The 16,567-nt window shown below is 52.9% G+C and carries 13 protein-coding genes; 10 read left to right on the top strand and 3 right to left on the bottom strand.

Annotated elements, in window-relative coordinates:
- Positions 1-18: 18 nt before the first annotated feature.
- Positions 19-1,413, top strand: a complete 1,395-nt coding sequence (locus M891_RS0110265; protein ID WP_028538765.1) for an ABC transporter substrate-binding protein — start codon at positions 19-21, stop codon at positions 1,411-1,413.
- A 312-nt stretch (positions 1,414-1,725) separates the two neighbouring features.
- Here the strand turns inward: M891_RS0110265 and M891_RS0110260 are convergent, their stop codons facing one another.
- On the bottom strand, positions 1,726-2,943 hold the full coding sequence (locus M891_RS0110260; protein ID WP_028538764.1) for an MFS transporter: 1,218 nt from the start codon (positions 2,941-2,943) through the stop codon (positions 1,726-1,728).
- A 251-nt stretch (positions 2,944-3,194) separates the two neighbouring features.
- Here M891_RS0110260 and hemE point away from each other — a divergent pair, with 251 nt between their 5' ends.
- The 9 genes from hemE to M891_RS0110210 all read left to right on the top strand — a co-directional run bounded on the left by hemE (position 3,195) and on the right by M891_RS0110210 (position 14,550).
- A complete protein-coding gene (hemE, locus tag M891_RS0110255; RefSeq protein WP_028538763.1) occupies positions 3,195-4,256 on the top strand; it encodes a uroporphyrinogen decarboxylase in 1,062 nt (353 codons plus the stop codon).
- Positions 4,257-4,312: 56 nt separating this feature from the next.
- The gene (gene hemH / locus M891_RS0110250) at positions 4,313-5,254 is read left to right on the top strand and encodes a ferrochelatase (RefSeq protein WP_028538762.1); all 942 of its coding nucleotides are present in this window, start codon (positions 4,313-4,315) and stop codon (positions 5,252-5,254) included.
- 6 nt (positions 5,255-5,260) lie between these two features.
- Complete coding sequence (hemG, locus tag M891_RS0110245) at positions 5,261-6,685, top strand: protoporphyrinogen oxidase (protein WP_028538761.1); 1,425 nt, start codon at positions 5,261-5,263, stop codon at positions 6,683-6,685.
- 182 nt (positions 6,686-6,867) lie between these two features.
- Entirely contained in the window at positions 6,868-8,295 is a 1,428-nt protein-coding gene (locus tag M891_RS0110240) for a CapA family protein (RefSeq protein ID WP_028538760.1), read from the top strand.
- A gap of 37 nt (positions 8,296-8,332) precedes the next feature.
- Positions 8,333-9,067, top strand: coding sequence for a glycerophosphodiester phosphodiesterase (locus M891_RS0110235; RefSeq protein WP_028538759.1), 735 nt, complete (start codon positions 8,333-8,335; stop codon positions 9,065-9,067).
- Between the two features lie 45 nt (positions 9,068-9,112).
- Positions 9,113-9,754, top strand: a complete 642-nt coding sequence (locus tag M891_RS0110230; protein WP_028538758.1) for a fumarylacetoacetate hydrolase family protein — start codon at positions 9,113-9,115, stop codon at positions 9,752-9,754.
- A gap of 2 nt (positions 9,755-9,756) precedes the next feature.
- Entirely contained in the window at positions 9,757-10,584 is an 828-nt protein-coding gene (locus M891_RS0110225; protein ID WP_028538757.1) for a DUF92 domain-containing protein, read from the top strand.
- A 15-nt stretch (positions 10,585-10,599) separates the two neighbouring features.
- Complete coding sequence (locus tag M891_RS0110220) at positions 10,600-12,582, top strand: ABC-F family ATP-binding cassette domain-containing protein (RefSeq protein ID WP_028538756.1); 1,983 nt, start codon at positions 10,600-10,602, stop codon at positions 12,580-12,582.
- 600 nt (positions 12,583-13,182) lie between these two features.
- Positions 13,183-14,550: a helix-turn-helix domain-containing protein gene (locus M891_RS0110210; protein ID WP_028538755.1), complete on the top strand. Its 1,368-nt coding sequence runs from the start codon at positions 13,183-13,185 to the stop codon at positions 14,548-14,550.
- 183 nt (positions 14,551-14,733) lie between these two features.
- Here M891_RS0110210 and M891_RS0110205 read toward each other — a convergent pair whose 3' ends face one another.
- Together M891_RS0110205 and M891_RS0110200 are read right to left on the bottom strand one after the other, a co-directional pair.
- Positions 14,734-15,507, bottom strand: coding sequence for a hypothetical protein (locus tag M891_RS0110205; protein WP_028538754.1), 774 nt, complete (start codon positions 15,505-15,507; stop codon positions 14,734-14,736).
- Positions 15,494-16,531, bottom strand: a complete 1,038-nt coding sequence (locus M891_RS0110200) for a M42 family metallopeptidase (protein ID WP_016312764.1) — start codon at positions 16,529-16,531, stop codon at positions 15,494-15,496. The genes M891_RS0110205 and M891_RS0110200 overlap by 14 nt, the downstream gene beginning before the upstream one ends.
- Positions 16,532-16,567: the final 36 nt, after the last annotated feature.

The raw sequence follows: 16,567 nt of genomic DNA, 5'->3' as shown, positions 1-16,567 counted from the left end.
TAGGGAGAGGTACGAACGATGAAAAGGTTTCGCTTCAAAAGCATGCTGCTGGTGATGGCAGCGTTGATGGTCGTTATTGCCGGGTGCGGCGGGAATGGGAATGACGCAGGAAGCAGTGCGGCAACCGGGGGAACCAATACCCGCAGCGACAATTCGGCAAGCGCCAGCTCGGGGAAGAAGCCGATTCACCTGACCTGGTGGCACTCGATGTCAGGGGCGAATGAGAAGGCTATTAACGAGCTCGTCTCGGATTTTAATGCGAGCCAATCCGATATTGAAGTGGAAGCTGTGTTCCAAGGAAGTTACGATGAGAGCTTAAATAAGCTGAAAGCTTCGATGGGCTCGAACAGCGGCCCAGACTTGATCCAGGTGTACGAGATCGGCAGCAAATTTATGATCGACTCCAAGGCGATCACACCGGTGCAGAAGTTTATTGATGAAGACGGCTATGATCTCTCGCAGTTAGAACCTAACATTATTCGTTATTACACGATCGGCGGCCAGTTAAATGCTATGCCGTTTAATACGTCGAACCCGATACTTTACTACAACAAAGATGCCTTCAAAGCCGCAGGTCTGGATCCGGAAAATCCACCGAAAACGTTTGAGGAGTTTGAAGCGGCAGCTACCGCGTTGAGCAAGAAGGGGCAACCGGGCGCTGCGATCGCTGTTTATGCTTGGCTTATCGAGCAGTGGTTTGCCAGCCAAAATGCCGATTACGTGAATAATGGCAACGGACGTGAAGCGGATGCCACCGAGTCGCTGCTCGCATCGGAGGCGGGGGTGAACATTCTGGAGTGGTGGAAAAGAATGGTGGACAACGGAGTTGTCGCTAATTTGGGCCGCAAAACCGATGACACGGACGCTGCCTTTGCTGCAGGCCAAGTGGCGATGACCTTAAATTCAACGGCGGCACTGCGTAACATCGTAGGAGCGGTTGGCGACAAATTCGAAGTAGGCACTGCCTTCCTGCCAAGACCCGCCAGCGCCAAAGAAGGCGGCGTGATCGTTGGGGGCGCAAGCTTGTATATCATGAACAACAAATCGGAAGAAGAGCAAAAAGCGGCATGGGAGTTTATCAAATACGTAACCTCTCCGGCTGCGCAGGCGAAATGGAGCGTAAACACCGGCTACTTCCCGATCACGAAAGCGGCTTACGACGAGCAAGTGTTGAAGGATAATATGGCGAAATATCCGCAGTTCCAAACCGCTGTTGATCAGCTGCATGCGTCGACGGAATCTACGGCGACCTCCGGTGCGCTGATGGGCGTCTTCCCGGAAGCGCGTCAATTCGTGGAAGGTGCGATCGAGGAAGTGCTGAACGGACAAAAACCGCCGAAGCAAGCATTGGAAGACGCCGCCAAGCAAATTACCGAGAAGATCAAGCAGTATAATGCGACGGTGCAGAAGTAACTTTATATTTTAGAAAGAGAGCCGGGAGATTGTACCGGCTTTTTTACTTGGGATATTTAACTGTAAATCCTAACGTTAATTTCGAAAGTATTCCCCATCTGCGAAGAATAACAGTAAAACCTGCCGTTAATTTTTGGGAAAAGCGCACTATCGCGCAAATTTGTCCGAAATAACGTTACTTTTTCCTGTTAATGATGCTAAAACGGAGGATTGGCCTCGAAATAACAGCAGGTTTTCCCGTTAATTATCTTCGGTTCTCCGAACTGAGAGAACACTGGGCGACTCTGTTTACATAAGTCAGTCCCTTACAGCTTACCTCGGCGCTGGCATTCGCGGCTTTGGATGCGAATACAGCTTCACGCGCACCCAGAACATATTGATCAGCAGCAGGATACCGGAAATCACAAACAATCCCTCAATGCCGATATACCCGGCGAGAAAGCCGCCAATCAGCGAGCCCATCATATTGCCCAAGGCGAGGGTACTACTGTTAAACCCAAATGCCCGGCTCTCCATGCCGTCCGGGGTGTAAAAGCGGATCAGCGCGTTGACGCTAGGCAGCAATCCCCCCATGAACACGCCCATCAGGAACCGAATGGCGATCAATTGCCACACCGTCTGTACGAACGCCTGCGGAATCAGCGTAGCCGCCGCTCCAATCAGGCAAAAGGTCAGAATGCGGTGAGCGCCCAGCTTGTCGCTGATTCTGCCGAGTATCGGCGAAGTGATCATATTGGAAATGCCCGTCACGGCGCTGACAAATCCGGCCCAGAACGCCACGTCTGCGGTTTGTCCATGCAGCTTCTCCACATAGAGAGGCAGCAACGACATCGGGCTCAGCATCGCAAACTGCAGCAAGAAGGTTACGGCGAATAACGCGGTGAGCTGCGGCGTTTTGTTCAGCTCCAGGAAGCCTTGCAATACAGATGGTTGAGGCGTGTGCAGCGCCTCCTCCCGATCGAACTTCTCGCGTACGAAGAGGAGCGCCAGCATGGATGCGATAAACAGCAGCACCCCTGTAATGTAAAATATCGGCCGAAATCCGATCCACTCCGCCATCAACCCGCCAATTAAGGGGCCGAGGATCGTGCCAGCCACGTTGCCTGACTGGATCGTGCCCATCGCGAAACCCATTCGCTCTTTCGGCGCTGTACCTGAGATCAGTGCGACGGAAGCGGGGTTAAAGCCGGAGATCGTTCCGTTTAGCAACCGCAGGCCAAGCAGGTGCCACGGCTGGGTGGCGAAGCCCATCAACGTAATGACGATGGCCATGCCGAAGCCGGAGCGGAGCAGCATAATCTTACGTCCGTATTTGTCGGCGAGCTTCCCCCAGATCGGTTGAAAAATAAACGAAGTCGCGAAGTTAGCAGCAAAAATCATTCCAGCCCACAGCCCAATCGCCCGCTCTCCATGCACGTGCAAATCCCGCGCCAGATACAGCGAGAGGAACGGTGTAATCATCGTCATCCCGGCGTTGACCAGAAACTGCCCGAACCACAGCACAATGAGATTTATCTTCCAAGTTTTCAATTGTGCTTTCACTTCCTTTCGCTGAGGTTCTAGGATGCGTGAAAAACTTAGAGTTATACCAGTATACACCATTGAAAACCGGGATCAGGGCATTCTTCATAGCATCTTCATCCGATTGTCATAGGTTCGCCACGTTGTGATAGTTGTTACTTACTTTTAAGTAGGGCATAATGTAGATTAGAATGTTTATAGTGTAGATTGAATGTTCAGTTATCAAAATTTGGTTTCTACGAGTATTGGAGGCGTGCGGTTTGGCTTATAATGATCGCTTGATCCGGGCCCTGCGGAAGCGGGAGGTGGATCGCCTTCCGGTTTGGTACATGCGCCAGGCGGGCAGGTATGATCCGGATTACCGGAAAATCAAAGAGAAATACAGCTTATTGGAAATTTGCCGGCAGCCGGAGCTGGCGGCGGAAGTGACCATGATGCCCGTTCGTAAGCTTGGCGTGGACGCGGCTATTTTGTATTCCGATATTATGAATCCGGTTGCTTCACTGGGCGTTAAATTCGATATCGTCAAAAATATCGGCCCGGTCATCGAAGAACCGATCCGTACGCTTGCGGATATTGAGCGGCTTCGACCGATCGACGTTCACAAGGATTTATCGCATGTCTTGGAAACGATTGCGATTTTGGACAAGGAGCTGGATGTGCCGCTGATCACATTTGCCGGTGCTCCGTTTACGATTGCCAGCTACTTGATCGAAGGGCGGCCGTCCAAGAGCTATATCCGCACGAAAGCGATGATGTACGGCGATCCAGAGGCTTGGTTCAAACTGATGGACAAGCTGGGTGATATGGTGATCACCTACCTTCGGGAGCATGTAGAAAGCGGAGGCAAGGCGTTCCAACTGTTTGACAGTTGGGTAGGCGCGCTCGCTCCGAAAGATTTTCAGCGGTATGTACTACCAACGATTACCCGTATTTTTGCCGAACTTCAGGATTTGGATGTACCTAAAATTTATTTTCCTGGTGTCAGCTCGGGAGAGCTGCTGCCGACATTAACGGATATCGCTGCCGATGCCGTTGGCCTCGATTGGCGGGTATCGATTACAGAAGGCCGGCGCCGGACGGGCGGGAAGTTTGCGATGCAAGGCAATTTGGACCCGTATGTGCTAACCGCGCCAATGAATGTCATTAAGGCACAAGCAAAGGAAATTATCGATGATGGCCTGAACGCCCCTGGCTTTGTGTTCAACCTGGGTCATGGTCTGTTTCCGGAGGTTTCGCTGGATAAACTGCGCGAGCTGACGGAATTCGTACACGAATATTCAGCGGAAGCCATCATGCATCAACCTGTACGGCGTGCGTAAGACTAAGTCGCATTGAATATGGCACACAACTTTTGTACTTGAGGTGAACTGATATCGTGAAATCAAAAATCGGAGTTTTGGTGATGTCTTACGGCACGCCGCAGAGTTTGGATCAGGTTGAGGCGTATTATACGCATATTCGGCGTGGACATCCTCCAACCGCAGAACAACTTCAGGAGCTGGTCAGCCGGTATGAGGCGATCGTAGGCGGGGTGTTCCCGCTGCGTGCCAATACGGATAAACAGGTTGCCGCTCTGCAGGAGACCTTGAACCGGATGTCCGCGAACCTGGATGTTGAATTTGTCTGCTACCAAGGATTAAAGCATGCCCAACCCTTTATCGAAGATGGGGTAGAGCAGATGGCAAAAGACGGCATCCGTGAGGCGATTGGCATCGTGCTTGCTCCGCATTATTCCGTAATGAGCATCGGCGGGTATATTAAGCGGGCGCAAGCGAAAGCGGAGGAACTGGGAATGTCAGCAAGCTTCGTGGAGAGCTATCATTTGCATCCGAAGCTGATCGAGGCTTTTGCCCAACGTGTATCCGCTAAGCTGGATCAGTTCGAGGAGGCTGGCGCTTTGCGTGATGAAGTGAAAGTGCTGTTCAGCGCTCACAGCCTGCCGGAGAAAATCTTGCAAATGGGTGATCCGTACCGGGATCAACTGCTGGAGACATCTCAAGCTGTTGCCGAAAAAGCCGGTGTGAAGAACTGGCAGTTTACGTGGCAAAGTGCCGGACGTACCGCTGATCCTTGGCTCGGGCCGGATATTTTGGATACGTTGAAGGATTTAAGCGAGCAGCAGGTAGAGGACGTCTTGGTAGCACCGGTTGGCTTCGTGTCGGACCATTTGGAAGTTCTGTACGATTTGGACATCGAAGCTAAAACAGTCGCCAAAGAGCTGGATATGCGGCTGGAGCGGATCGAATCGCTGAACACCGAGCCTTTGTATATGGAAGCGCTCAGCGACGTCATTATCAAATCTTGGGAAAAGAGATGAGAAGGCATGCGTGATTCTTCACGTCAAGTGGTCATTATTGGCGGAGGGCTGACCGGTTTGTCTGCGGCCTTTTACGTTCGGAAATTTTACAAGGAACGGGGCGTCACCCCGCAAATTACGCTGCTGGAAAAGGGAAACACTCTCGGCGGCAAAATTGAAACACTGGAGAAGGACGATTTTGTGATCGAGAAAGGTCCGGATTCCTTCCTGGCTCGCAAGACGGCGATGATTGATCTGGCGAAGGAGCTGGGGCTGGAAGGCGAACTCGTCTCGATGAACCCGGAGGCCAAGAAGACCTACATCGTCAGCGAAGGGAAGCTGCATCCGATGCCTTCCGGGCTGGTGCTGGGCATCCCGACCGAGCTGGGACCGTTCTTGCGCAGCGGTCTTGTCTCTTGGAGCGGCAAAGCCCGGGCGATGCTGGACCTCGTGATGCCGCCTCGGCTCAGCGAAGAGGATGAGTCGCTTGGCGCATTTATCGAGCGCCGGCTGGGTGCCGAAGTGCTGCAAAACATCACCGAGCCGCTGCTCGCGGGCATTTATGCCGGCGATACTTACCACCTCAGCCTGCAATCGACCTTCCCGCAGTTTGGAGAGGTGGAACGAGCTTACGGCAGCCTGATCAAAGGCATGATGTCCGGGAAGAAGCCTACCGAGACGCATACCGGCACTAAACGCAGCGCCTTTCTCACGTTCCGCAAAGGATTGAAGACGCTGGTTAACGGCTTGGTTGAGTCGCTGTCGGATGTGGATTGCCGCATGCGCACTGAGGCGGTGGAACTTCGCCGCAACGGAACGGAAGCGTATGAAGTTGTCCTCGCCTCGGGCGAGATGATCCCAGCGGATGAAGTGATCGTTACGGTGCCGGCGTTTGCCGCTGCCGAGCTGCTGCGGCCGCATGTGGATGTGACCGCGCTGGATGCGGTGAACTATGTGTCCGTGGCCAACGTGGTTATGGCCTTTGACCGCGAGGATGTCACCGGCCAATTTGACGGTTCAGGCTTCCTCGTGCCGCGCAAAGAAGGCATGAACATTACCGCCTGCACATGGACCGGCATCAAATGGCTGCACACGAGCCCGGACGACAAAATGCTGCTGCGCTGTTACGTCGGCCGCTCCGGCGATGAGGAGAAGACGTTCTTGCCTGATGAGGAGCTGCTGGAGCTGGTGCTCGGCGATTTGAAACAGCTGATGAACATTACGGCCCGCCCGTTGTTCACAGAAATTACCCGGCTGCCCAAATCGATGCCGCAGTATCCGGTGGGCCATCTGCAGCAGGTTGCAGAGCTGCGCAGTCAATTGGAGCAGAAGCTGCCCGGCGTATATGCGACAGGAGCGGCGTTTTACGGCGTTGGTCTGCCCGACTGCATCAAGCAAGCGAAGGAGCTGGCAGAGCAAATGGCCGGCCAGCTGAAGGTCGCTCAAGCGTAAGGCATGGCCGATTAACCGCCCTGACATAGGACTTCCTGACCCCTTGCCCGTAAAATAGGTGAGGGGTTCTATTTATTTCCGGAGACCTGATATAATAAAATCAAACGGTCGGCTTAACAGCGCGAAGGAAGGGGGACAGCGCCTTCCATCGTAACGATAGATCTATGCAAAAGGAGTCCGTAATGTACCCACCAAGGTCGGAAAAATACAAGAAAAAACAGCAGGAAAAAAAGCGGCGTCAAAACCGAATTTGGCTGACGTTGAACTTGACTCTCATCACTTTAATTTTCGTGCTGGGAGCTTACTTTTATTTGGAGGAACGCACTGGTCAAGCGAGATTGGACTCGGGAACGGAGCAGCAGTTGCCAGGAGCTTGGGGCGACAACGGGTCAGTTGTTGGCGATACGACAAGCGAAGATGCTCCTAGTGTGCAGCCGGAGGACAACGATGCTGGGTCTGCAGGAACGGAAGACGAGAAGGGGCAGAAATCCACGAACCCAGGTGAGAACGCATCCGGTGAAAATAACGCCGCCGTTACCGGCGACGAGGATCAAGAGGAAGCAGCGGATTTGCCGTCCAATGGTGGAGATTTAAGCGAGGCAGACGGCAAAGGGGATCGGCTGTTGGTTCATTTTGCAGGGGACACCATGTTCTCCGGCAAAGTGGAGGAGCGGTTAGAGAAAGCGGGCTACGAGCTTCCGTATGAGTATGTGCGAGGATTATTCCAAAACGACGATTTAAGCGTTCTGAATTTGGAGACGCCGGTTACGACCGGCGGGGAGCCGGCGGAGGACAAAACCTATGTGTTTAAATCGCCGCCAAAGGCGATTGGACCGATGGCTCAAGCCGGCGTGGACGCTGTGAATTTGGCGAACAACCATGTTTTGGACCAAGGGGTCCCCGGCCTCCTGGATACGATGAAAGCGTTGCGGCAGCAAAACGTGATGTATGTCGGGGCTGGCAAGAACAGTAAGGAAGCGTACGCCCCGGTTTATGTGGAACGCAGAGGGATTAAGATTGCCCTGTTTGGCTTCAGCCGGGTCGTCCCGGAGCCGGGATGGGTGGCCGGAGCGAACAAACCGGGCGTAGCCTCGGTCTATGCGCCGGAAGCTGCGTTGAACGCCATTCAAGAGGCGCGCAAAAACGCAGATCTCGTATTCGTGATGGCCCATTGGGGCAAGGAGCGGACGACCAAGCTGGAGGAGCACCAGCAAGAGCTGGCGCACGCCTTCATTGACGCTGGCGCGGATCTGGTCATCGGCGGTCATGCGCATGTAATGCAAGGGCTGGAGCAATACAAAGGGAAATGGATTGCCTACAGTACGGGCAACTTTATTTTTACGAAATCCAAGGATCCGAAGACGTGGGAAACTGCGGTGTTCGCCGCTTCCTGCACACGTGACGGAGATTGCGATCTGAAGCTGATCCCGTTCCGTACGGAACTCGGGCAGCCTGTGCCGATGAGCGCCGAGGACGGAAGCAAGCTGTTAAAAGAAATCGAAGGCTTCTCACCTGGGGTAAGAATCTCCGAGGATGGAGAAGTGTGCACTTCGAAGACCGGGTGGATTCAAGAATCCGGTACTTCGCTGTTGGGGGATGACCAGACTTAAGTGGAAGGATCGTTTCCAATCAGAAGGAGGCGAGAGCATGCGTAACCCATGTGTTGCTCATCGCGGCTTCTCAGGAATTGCTCCGGAGAACACGATGGCTGCGGTCCAGCTTGCCATGGAGCAGGAGGATGTCCACTGGATCGAAGTTGATGTACAATGTTCAAAGGACGGCGTGCCTTTGTTGATTCATGATTTTACGCTGAACCGCACGACAAATGGAAAGGGACCGGTCAAGGACAAGACTTGGGCGGAGCTGCAAACGTTGGATGCGGGGAGTTGGAAATCCACGGCTTACCGCGGGGAGCGGCTGCCAAGCCTCGATGAATTTCTCGACGCCGTCGCCGGACGGCTGCGGGTCAACTTGGAAATCAAGACCGAAGGGAATATGTACCCCGGGCTGGAGGAAAAGGTGGTCGCTGCGGTCAAACGGCGGCATATGGAGCACGAGGTGGTGCTGACTTCGTTTGAACCGCGGATCTTGGCGAAGATCAAGGAGATCGGACGAGGAATCCGCACAGGGCTGATCATCGATCGGCAGCCCAAAGATTTGCTGTTGCGGCTGAAGCTGTTGCACTGTTCGTTCTTATCGATTTATTATCGGGCATTAACCGCAGAGCTGGCTGCCAAAGCGTTCAAACACGGCATTGAAGTGATGGCTTGGACGATGGATGATGTGAAGTCGCTGCGGAAGGTGGCGGCGATGCATCCTGACATCCTGCTCTGCACGAACCGGCCGGATGTTTGGCGCCAAGCGATCGTAACGGGAAAGTGAAAAAATCGATTGGGAAACCATAATCCCCTGGAGGAGAAGATGACGATGAACAAATTGATCGCTAATGTGTATTGCGTAGGCCGGAACTACCGGGCGCATGCTGAGGAGCTTGGCAATGAGGTGCCAACTGAGCCGATGATTTTCCTAAAACCGTCCCATGCGGTAACCGCCATGGACGGCAGGGGGCTGGAGCTTCCGGCAGACCGGGGTTCGGTGCATTATGAAGCGGAATTGGTGTTGCGGATCGCCCGCGATTATAAGCCGGGGATGACGGTTGACGAGTTGGTGGATGTGATCGCGTTTGGGATCGACTTCACGCTGCGTGACGTACAGAACATCGTTAAAGATAAGGGGAATCCTTGGATGCCGGCCAAAGGCTTCCTGCAATCGGCGCCAATCACGCCATATATCGCTTTTCCCGGAGCGGTGGAGACGGCGAATGAAGATTTTGTGCTGCGGAAGAATGGGGAGATTGTACAGCGCGGCAATATCAGTCGGATGATTTTCCCGCTGCAGCAAATTGTGGATTATATCGCGGAACACTACGGGCTGGGAGAAGGAGATTTGATTTTCACCGGAACGCCTGAAGGGGTCGGCCCGGTATATCAAGGGGACAAGCTGGAGCTGTCCTACGGCGACAAAGTGCTGGGCAGTTGCACAGTGGCGGTCGGTCCTTCGGCAAAATGATGATGGATTGGTTTATTGGGGCGCTCTGCGCCCTAATCGTGTCTGCAGCCGCCTATAAGAAGCGATCGTTATCGCTCTCCGGCATGCTGGCGGCATTTATTATGGGAACGGTATACTACGGGGCCGGCAATTTGTTCTGGTTTGGGATCTTGCTGCTATTTTTCATCAGCTCGTCGATCTTCTCGCATTTTCGCGGGGATCGCAAGGCGGAGCTGGAGAAATCGTATGCCAAGAGCGGTCGCCGGGACGCAGGGCAGGTGCTGGCGAACGGCGGGCTGGGGATGCTGGCTTGCCTCGGCAACCTGCTTTGGCCGGATCCGGCATGGGCTTACTTCTTCGTTGGCACCATGGCTGCGGTAACGGCGGACACGTGGGCAACGGAATGGGGCGGCCTTAGCAAAAGCGAGCCGCGTTCGATTCTGAACGGACGCCGGGTTCCTCCAGGAACATCAGGCGGAGTGACGCTGCTCGGCAGTACGGCGGCGCTGGCCGGTGCGGTATGCATCGGCGGGGCGGCTTGGCTGCTGCGGATGTGGACCGGGGATGACACTTATGTCGGAATAGGCTCGGCATTGCTAACCCTGGTGAAATGGGGGCTGATCGGCGGGATCTCCGGATTGGCCGGGGCCTTCGCCGACTCCTGGCTGGGCGCGACGGTTCAATATATGCATCGCTGCGTCGTTTGCGGCAAAGAGGTAGAGGTAGCGACGCATTGCGGTCAGGAGACCGTAGTGCTGCGAGGTTTTCGCTGGATGGATAATGATATGGTGAATTTACTCAGTTCCCTGGTGGCAGGCTTACTGGCTTGGGGAATCGGGATGATAGGATAAAGTAGGGATTCGAGTATGAATATATTAACGGTGGAGCATCTGACCAAAACCTATGGGGAGAAAGTGCTGTTTCAGGACGCTTCCTTTGGGATGGACGAAAACGATAAAATCGGCATCATCGGCGTCAACGGAACGGGTAAATCTACGTTTCTGAAGGTGATCGCCGGTCTGGAACAAGCCGACTCCGGCAAAGTCGCCATTAACCGGGATGTCCGCGTGACATTTCTGGCGCAAAATCCCGAATATGACCCGGACATTTCTGTGTTGCGCGGCGTGTTCCAAGGCGGCGGGCCTGAGCTTCAGGTGGTGTCCGCTTATATGGAGGCCGAGGAAGCGCTGGAACGGGAGCCGGGGGATGCAGGGCGGCAAGCGGAACTGACGCGGCTGTCCCAGGAGATGGACCGATTGCAGACCTGGACTCTGGTCAGTGAGGCCAAAAGCGTCTTGTCCAAGCTGGGCATCACCGATTTTACTCAGAATATGGGCAGCTTGTCCGGAGGGCAGCGAAAGCGCGTTGCGCTTGCTTCGGCGTTAATCCTTCCATCGGAGCTCTTGATTATGGACGAGCCCACCAACCACATCGACAATGAATCTGTTGCTTGGCTGGAGTCGTATCTTCAGAAACGGCGTGGGGCGTTGCTCTTGATTACGCATGATCGCTATTTTTTGGACCGCGTCTGCAACATAATGCTGGAGCTGGATCACGGCCGGTTGTTCCGCTACGAGGCGAATTACAGCCGTTTCCTGGAGCTCAAGAGCGAGCGTGAGGAGCGAGAAGCGGCCTCCGAACAGAAACGGCAAAATTTGCTGCGGGGTGAGCTCGCCTGGATCCGCCGCGGAGCCAAGGCACGCTCGACGAAGCAGAAAGCGCGGATTGAACGGTTTGAGAAGCTGCAAGCGGCCAAGACGGAATACAAAAGCGATAACCTCGAAATCTCAGTGGCTTCAACGCGGTTGGGACGCAAAATTTTGGAGATCGAAGGGCTGCGCAAATCGATCGAAGGCCGGTTGCTCATCGGCGATCTGACCTATACGGCGGTCCCGGGAGACCGTGTTGGGATTGTGGGTCCCAACGGCTGCGGGAAGTCGACGCTGCTGAACATGATCGCCGGGCGAATTGAGCCGGATACCGGTCAAATTGTGCTGGGCCAGACGGTGAAGCTGGGTTATTTTACTCAGGAGCATCAGGAAATGGACAGCCAGCAACGGGTGATCGAATATATCAAGGAAGCGGCAGAGGTAGTGACGACGGCGGACGGCTCGCGGATTACTGCCTCGCAAATGCTAGAGCGCTTCTTGTTCCCGCCGGACATGCAATGGACGCCAATCGGCAAGCTGTCAGGCGGTGAGAAGCGGCGGCTGTATCTGCTGCGCGTGCTGATGGGATCGCCTAACGTTTTGCTGTTAGACGAACCGACCAACGACCTCGATATTCAGACGTTAACCGTGCTGGAGGCGTATTTGGACGAGTTCCCCGGCGCCGTGTTTGTGGTCTCCCATGACCGGTATTTCCTTGACCGTACCGTGGATAAGATTATGGCATTTGAGGGTGGCGGAGTCATTGCTGTTCATGTGGGTGACTACAGCGATTACGAGGAACGGACACAGGGCAGCGATGCGCATGGTGCTGGAAAAGGGAGCGAAGGCAGTTCAGCGGGTTCAGGCTCGCGGAAAGCCGGCACTTCGGATGCTGTGGCTTCCGGAGGTTCAGCAACCGATGCCAACACGGGCAACCGCAATGCGGGGCGCGGGGAGAAGCTGAAGTTCAGCTATAACGAGCAACGGGAGTTCGAAACGATCGACGCGACCATCGAGGCCGCCGAGCAACGTCTTGCCGCTATTTCCGAGGAAATGGAAGCGGCGGCGAGCGATGCGGTTCGCCTGCAAGAGCTGATGCAACAACAGCAGGAAGCGGAGGCGGAGCTGGACCGCCTGATGGAGCGTTGGACGTATCTGAATGAGCTGGCAGAGAAGATCGAAGCCCAACGGAACGGGTGAGGGTGGTTGTGAGTTTTCATGCACTTGGGCGCTGCGCTGCAATTTCAGTCCAGCCTTGGATGTTGTACTTGCAACAGGTGCAGGAATGATAGCCACCCCAATTGTACTCGATTTTTCGCATACATTTCCTCTATTATGCGGTGATCCCCGTAATCTACTCGATTTTTCATATAGAATTGAGGGATTTGCGGTTCGGAAGCCGAAATGTATATGAAATTTCATATAGATTTCGGCGAAATCCCCAAAGCGGGCGAAATCTAATCGATTTTTCATATAGAATAGAAAACCTTTAAGTACACTCCAGTTCGAGCGGGCGGGTGATGGAGCTTAAAGGTTTTTTGTTTGCCTGAAACCGAAAAGAGTTAAACCACAACAATAGCCCTTACATTCACATATAGGTTGGGAAATAGAAGGAGAATTTTACGCCAACTAGGATGACTTCATAGTAAAATCCTTGCAGTCTCTTAATAGGGAGAGCAAGGATTTTTTTACTTCCTTGTAAAATACCAAAATTGACCATAGTATGAAAACAAGATATATTTATTTCATACATATAATTCCAACCTCATTTTATCTAAAGAATGTGTGGTGAGAAAGCCAATGAGTACAGCAACGATTCTGGCGGAAGTTCACTCCTTTATGAAAGAAAATGAGCTAAGCTTAAGTCAATTCTCGGCCAAGTTAAATATTAATGCGGGGACGTTAAGTTATATTCTCAATGGTAACCGCACCTTAACCATCGATCATTTGGATCGAATTACGGAGATCATGGGCTTACCCATGGGGCATTTTTATGAGCATTATATTAACGATTATCTGCAAGAGAGAAATCCAGATTGGCGGAGAGTGGCGCCGTTTCTTCGAAAATGCGCTGAATTAAACAAGCTGGATTGCATTCGCAGAACGATATGTATGTTACTGGATAATTTGACGTATTCTACGTCCTTATTCGAGATGGCCGAAGAGTTCTTTGAGAAGGGATTATATGGTGCCGCAGAGATTTTGTATGAGAATGTGGCTATGAGTGAAACGAGGCAGCATTCCGAGCGGTTAGCTTTATGCCAGTATCGGCTGTTTAAAATTCGGATTGGATCAGATCAAGCTCACAACCTCAAAATTGCTTACCAATTTGAACCTTTTGTAGATCGTTTGGATGAAGTTACACAATTGGATGCGCTTAAGGATTTGGCTAACCTGTACCGTTCGCTTCGGGAGTGGGACCGGCTTGAGGTTCTAGCTCTCGAGATGGAACGCAAAGCACGTTTGCTCTATTTCAGTAACAGGCGCTCAGAAAAGGAATTTTACGAAATGCAACGTCGGCTTAACAGACCGATGTTTGTTTATATTGTTTACGCGAAACTATTGTGTGCAGAAGTGTATGATGGTAGAGAAGATTATGCTAAGGCGTTGGAATATACTTATCAGTATGCTGACTTGAGCTGGGTGCGTGAAACGGATGAAGATACTAAGCATTGGTTAAGTTTATTTCAAAAATGGTCAAAGGCCAATATCTGCGTCAATCGGCTCAAGAACGGTGAAATCGAGTATCTGCCTGAATACGTTGAGTTCATGGTAGAAAACCCTGATGAATTTATACATTCGATTTCAAATGTGATGTATGCTGCGAACCGATATAATATTGATGTAGATCATATTTTAGCTCAATTTAAGTCGGAACTTGAAGCATATATCAATCGTAAGCAAACAAATGATTTATATAAGGACCAAGTTCTACCTAATAGTTATATACAATTTTTGTATGATCTTACTCACTACTATTTACGTAAAAAAGATTACTCATTGGGGTTTAATTATTTGATGCAAGGTCTAGAGAATTCGAATATAATAAATCATAAGGTAGCCCTTCTAGATTTTATGGTTTTATTTGAACTTCATAGACACATGGCTTCAGTAGAGATTTGTCAGAAATTTAAGAATATCGTGAGTGAGGTGAAACGGGGTTTATGAAATCTAAAATCGTTGTTATTTTAGCGGTGCTTTTATCTTTGACTTTTAATGCTCCTAATGCGATTCATGTTGATCAACCTACTTTCACTACTTTTGTTCAAAATGGCGGTGCATAAAAGACTTACATAGCAGAATATTAGTATTAACGCCTGTTCGTTAATTTAACGAACAGGCGTTTTTCTCTTACCGAATCACAATTATCTGCCGCAATTCGCGAGAATCGCCGTTTAGCTTAGTTTCGGCGGCGTTTAGCTGCGCGGAGCCGTCGCCGTCGAGGAAGATGCCGTCGACGAGCCCGCCATCGGCCAGGGTCGACTTGACGGCGGTGCGGAACGCTTCGGCGGTGCAGCGGGTGGGGGTGACGATCAGCCACAGCCGGCCGCTGGCATCATACGCGAGACCGGAGCGGAGCCGGTTCTCATCGGGATTCGGCAGGTGCTCGGCTTCTACCGCTGCGGCCCGCCATCCAGCGTCATCCGGCAGCTTCATGCTGACGCCGCCTTGGGCAAAATAGCGGGTGCGGTCCGTAACGGCCAGCTCGCTTGCGGCGGAGACCACCTGCACCGAGAAGCTGCCCGCAGCGCCGTCCCAGACGAGCGTGCCGCGGGCGTATTTGGCGTTAAACCAGCCGGAGCCGTAGGAGCCTGCCGTGCCTTGCACCGGCTGATCGTTGTTTACTGCCAGCGACAACACAGCATCGTTATAGAAGAAACCGCCGTTCATCCCATACACGCGGTAACGTCCCAACGGCTGATCCGCCGCCCGCAGTTCAATTCGCTCCGGATCGGCGACTAAGGCATGCAGTTTGACACCGTTTGCTGCGGTAAGCTCATGATATTCATAATGGCGGGGGATCAGGTAGCGGCTGCCCCAGCTCATCATCAGCAGGATGATGAGAAAAATCGCCATGACCGAAGCCATGGCGATTCCCCAGCGTTGCTCCTTAATCGGCAACATAAGCTGCAAGCAGGCGAGTCGTATTGATGACCGCCAGTTTATGCGTCCGCTCCATAGCGTGCGAGGCATGCACGCCCGGTCCGATCAGCGCGGCGCGGATATTGTGGCCGCCCCGCAAGGAAGCCGAGGCATCCGAGCCGTAATACGGATAAATATCAACGGCATGCGGGATGCCAAGGCCTTTGGCCAGTTCAATCAGCCGAGTGGTCATCTCATAGTCATAAGGGCCGCTGGAGTCCTTGGCGCAAATGGAGACATCGGTCTCTTTGCAGCTCAGATCATCGCCCATGGCGCCCATGTCAACGGCGATCATTTCGTTCACGCCGTCCGGAATCCAGGAGGCACCGTGTCCCACTTCCTCATAGTTGGAGATGAGGAACACCAGATCATGGCGCGGCGTCCAGCCTTCGCGGCGGATCGATTCGATCAGCCCGAACAAGGCCGCTACACTGGCTTTGTCGTCCAGATGACGGGATTTAATGAATCCGCTAGGCGTGATTACAGCGCGGGCATCAAACGAAATGAAGTCGCCAACTCCAATCCCCAGCTTCAGCACGTCCTCTTTATTTTCCACCACCTCATCGATCCGGACCTCCATGTTCTTCTCCTCGCGTTTGAAATCGCGGGCGTCACTGTAGACGTGAACGGAAGGATGGGTCGACAGGATCGTGCCGGTATATACCCGTCCGCTGCGGGTGTGGATTTGGCAGTATTCGTTCTCGATACTGTTCATCATGAACCCGCCAACCGAGGTAATCGCCAGCGTACCGTTCGAACGGATGGCGCGCACCATGGCACCTAACGTGTCCACATGGCCGCTGAGGGCGATGCGCCGCGACGAGTCGCGTCCAGGAATGGTCAGGATCGCGCCGCCTTTTTCATTAAAGCTGCAAGGCACGCCCAGTGCTTCGGCCTCTCGTCCGATAAGCGTCATGATATTGTGGGTAAAGCCGCTTGGGCTTGGGGTGTCCAGCAAAGTTTTGAGAAAATTTAAAATATAGGTTTCATTCGGTTGAATATTCATGGGAAACCTCCTTAAGATAGGTGGGATGCTTTAGTC

It is taken from the genome of Paenibacillus sp. J14 (assembly GCF_000518465.1).
Taxonomy (GTDB): Bacteria; Bacillota; Bacilli; order Paenibacillales; family Paenibacillaceae; genus Fontibacillus; species Fontibacillus barengoltzii.
Note: the sequence above shows the minus strand (reverse complement) of the source record. Positions and strands in the feature narration are given on the sequence as shown.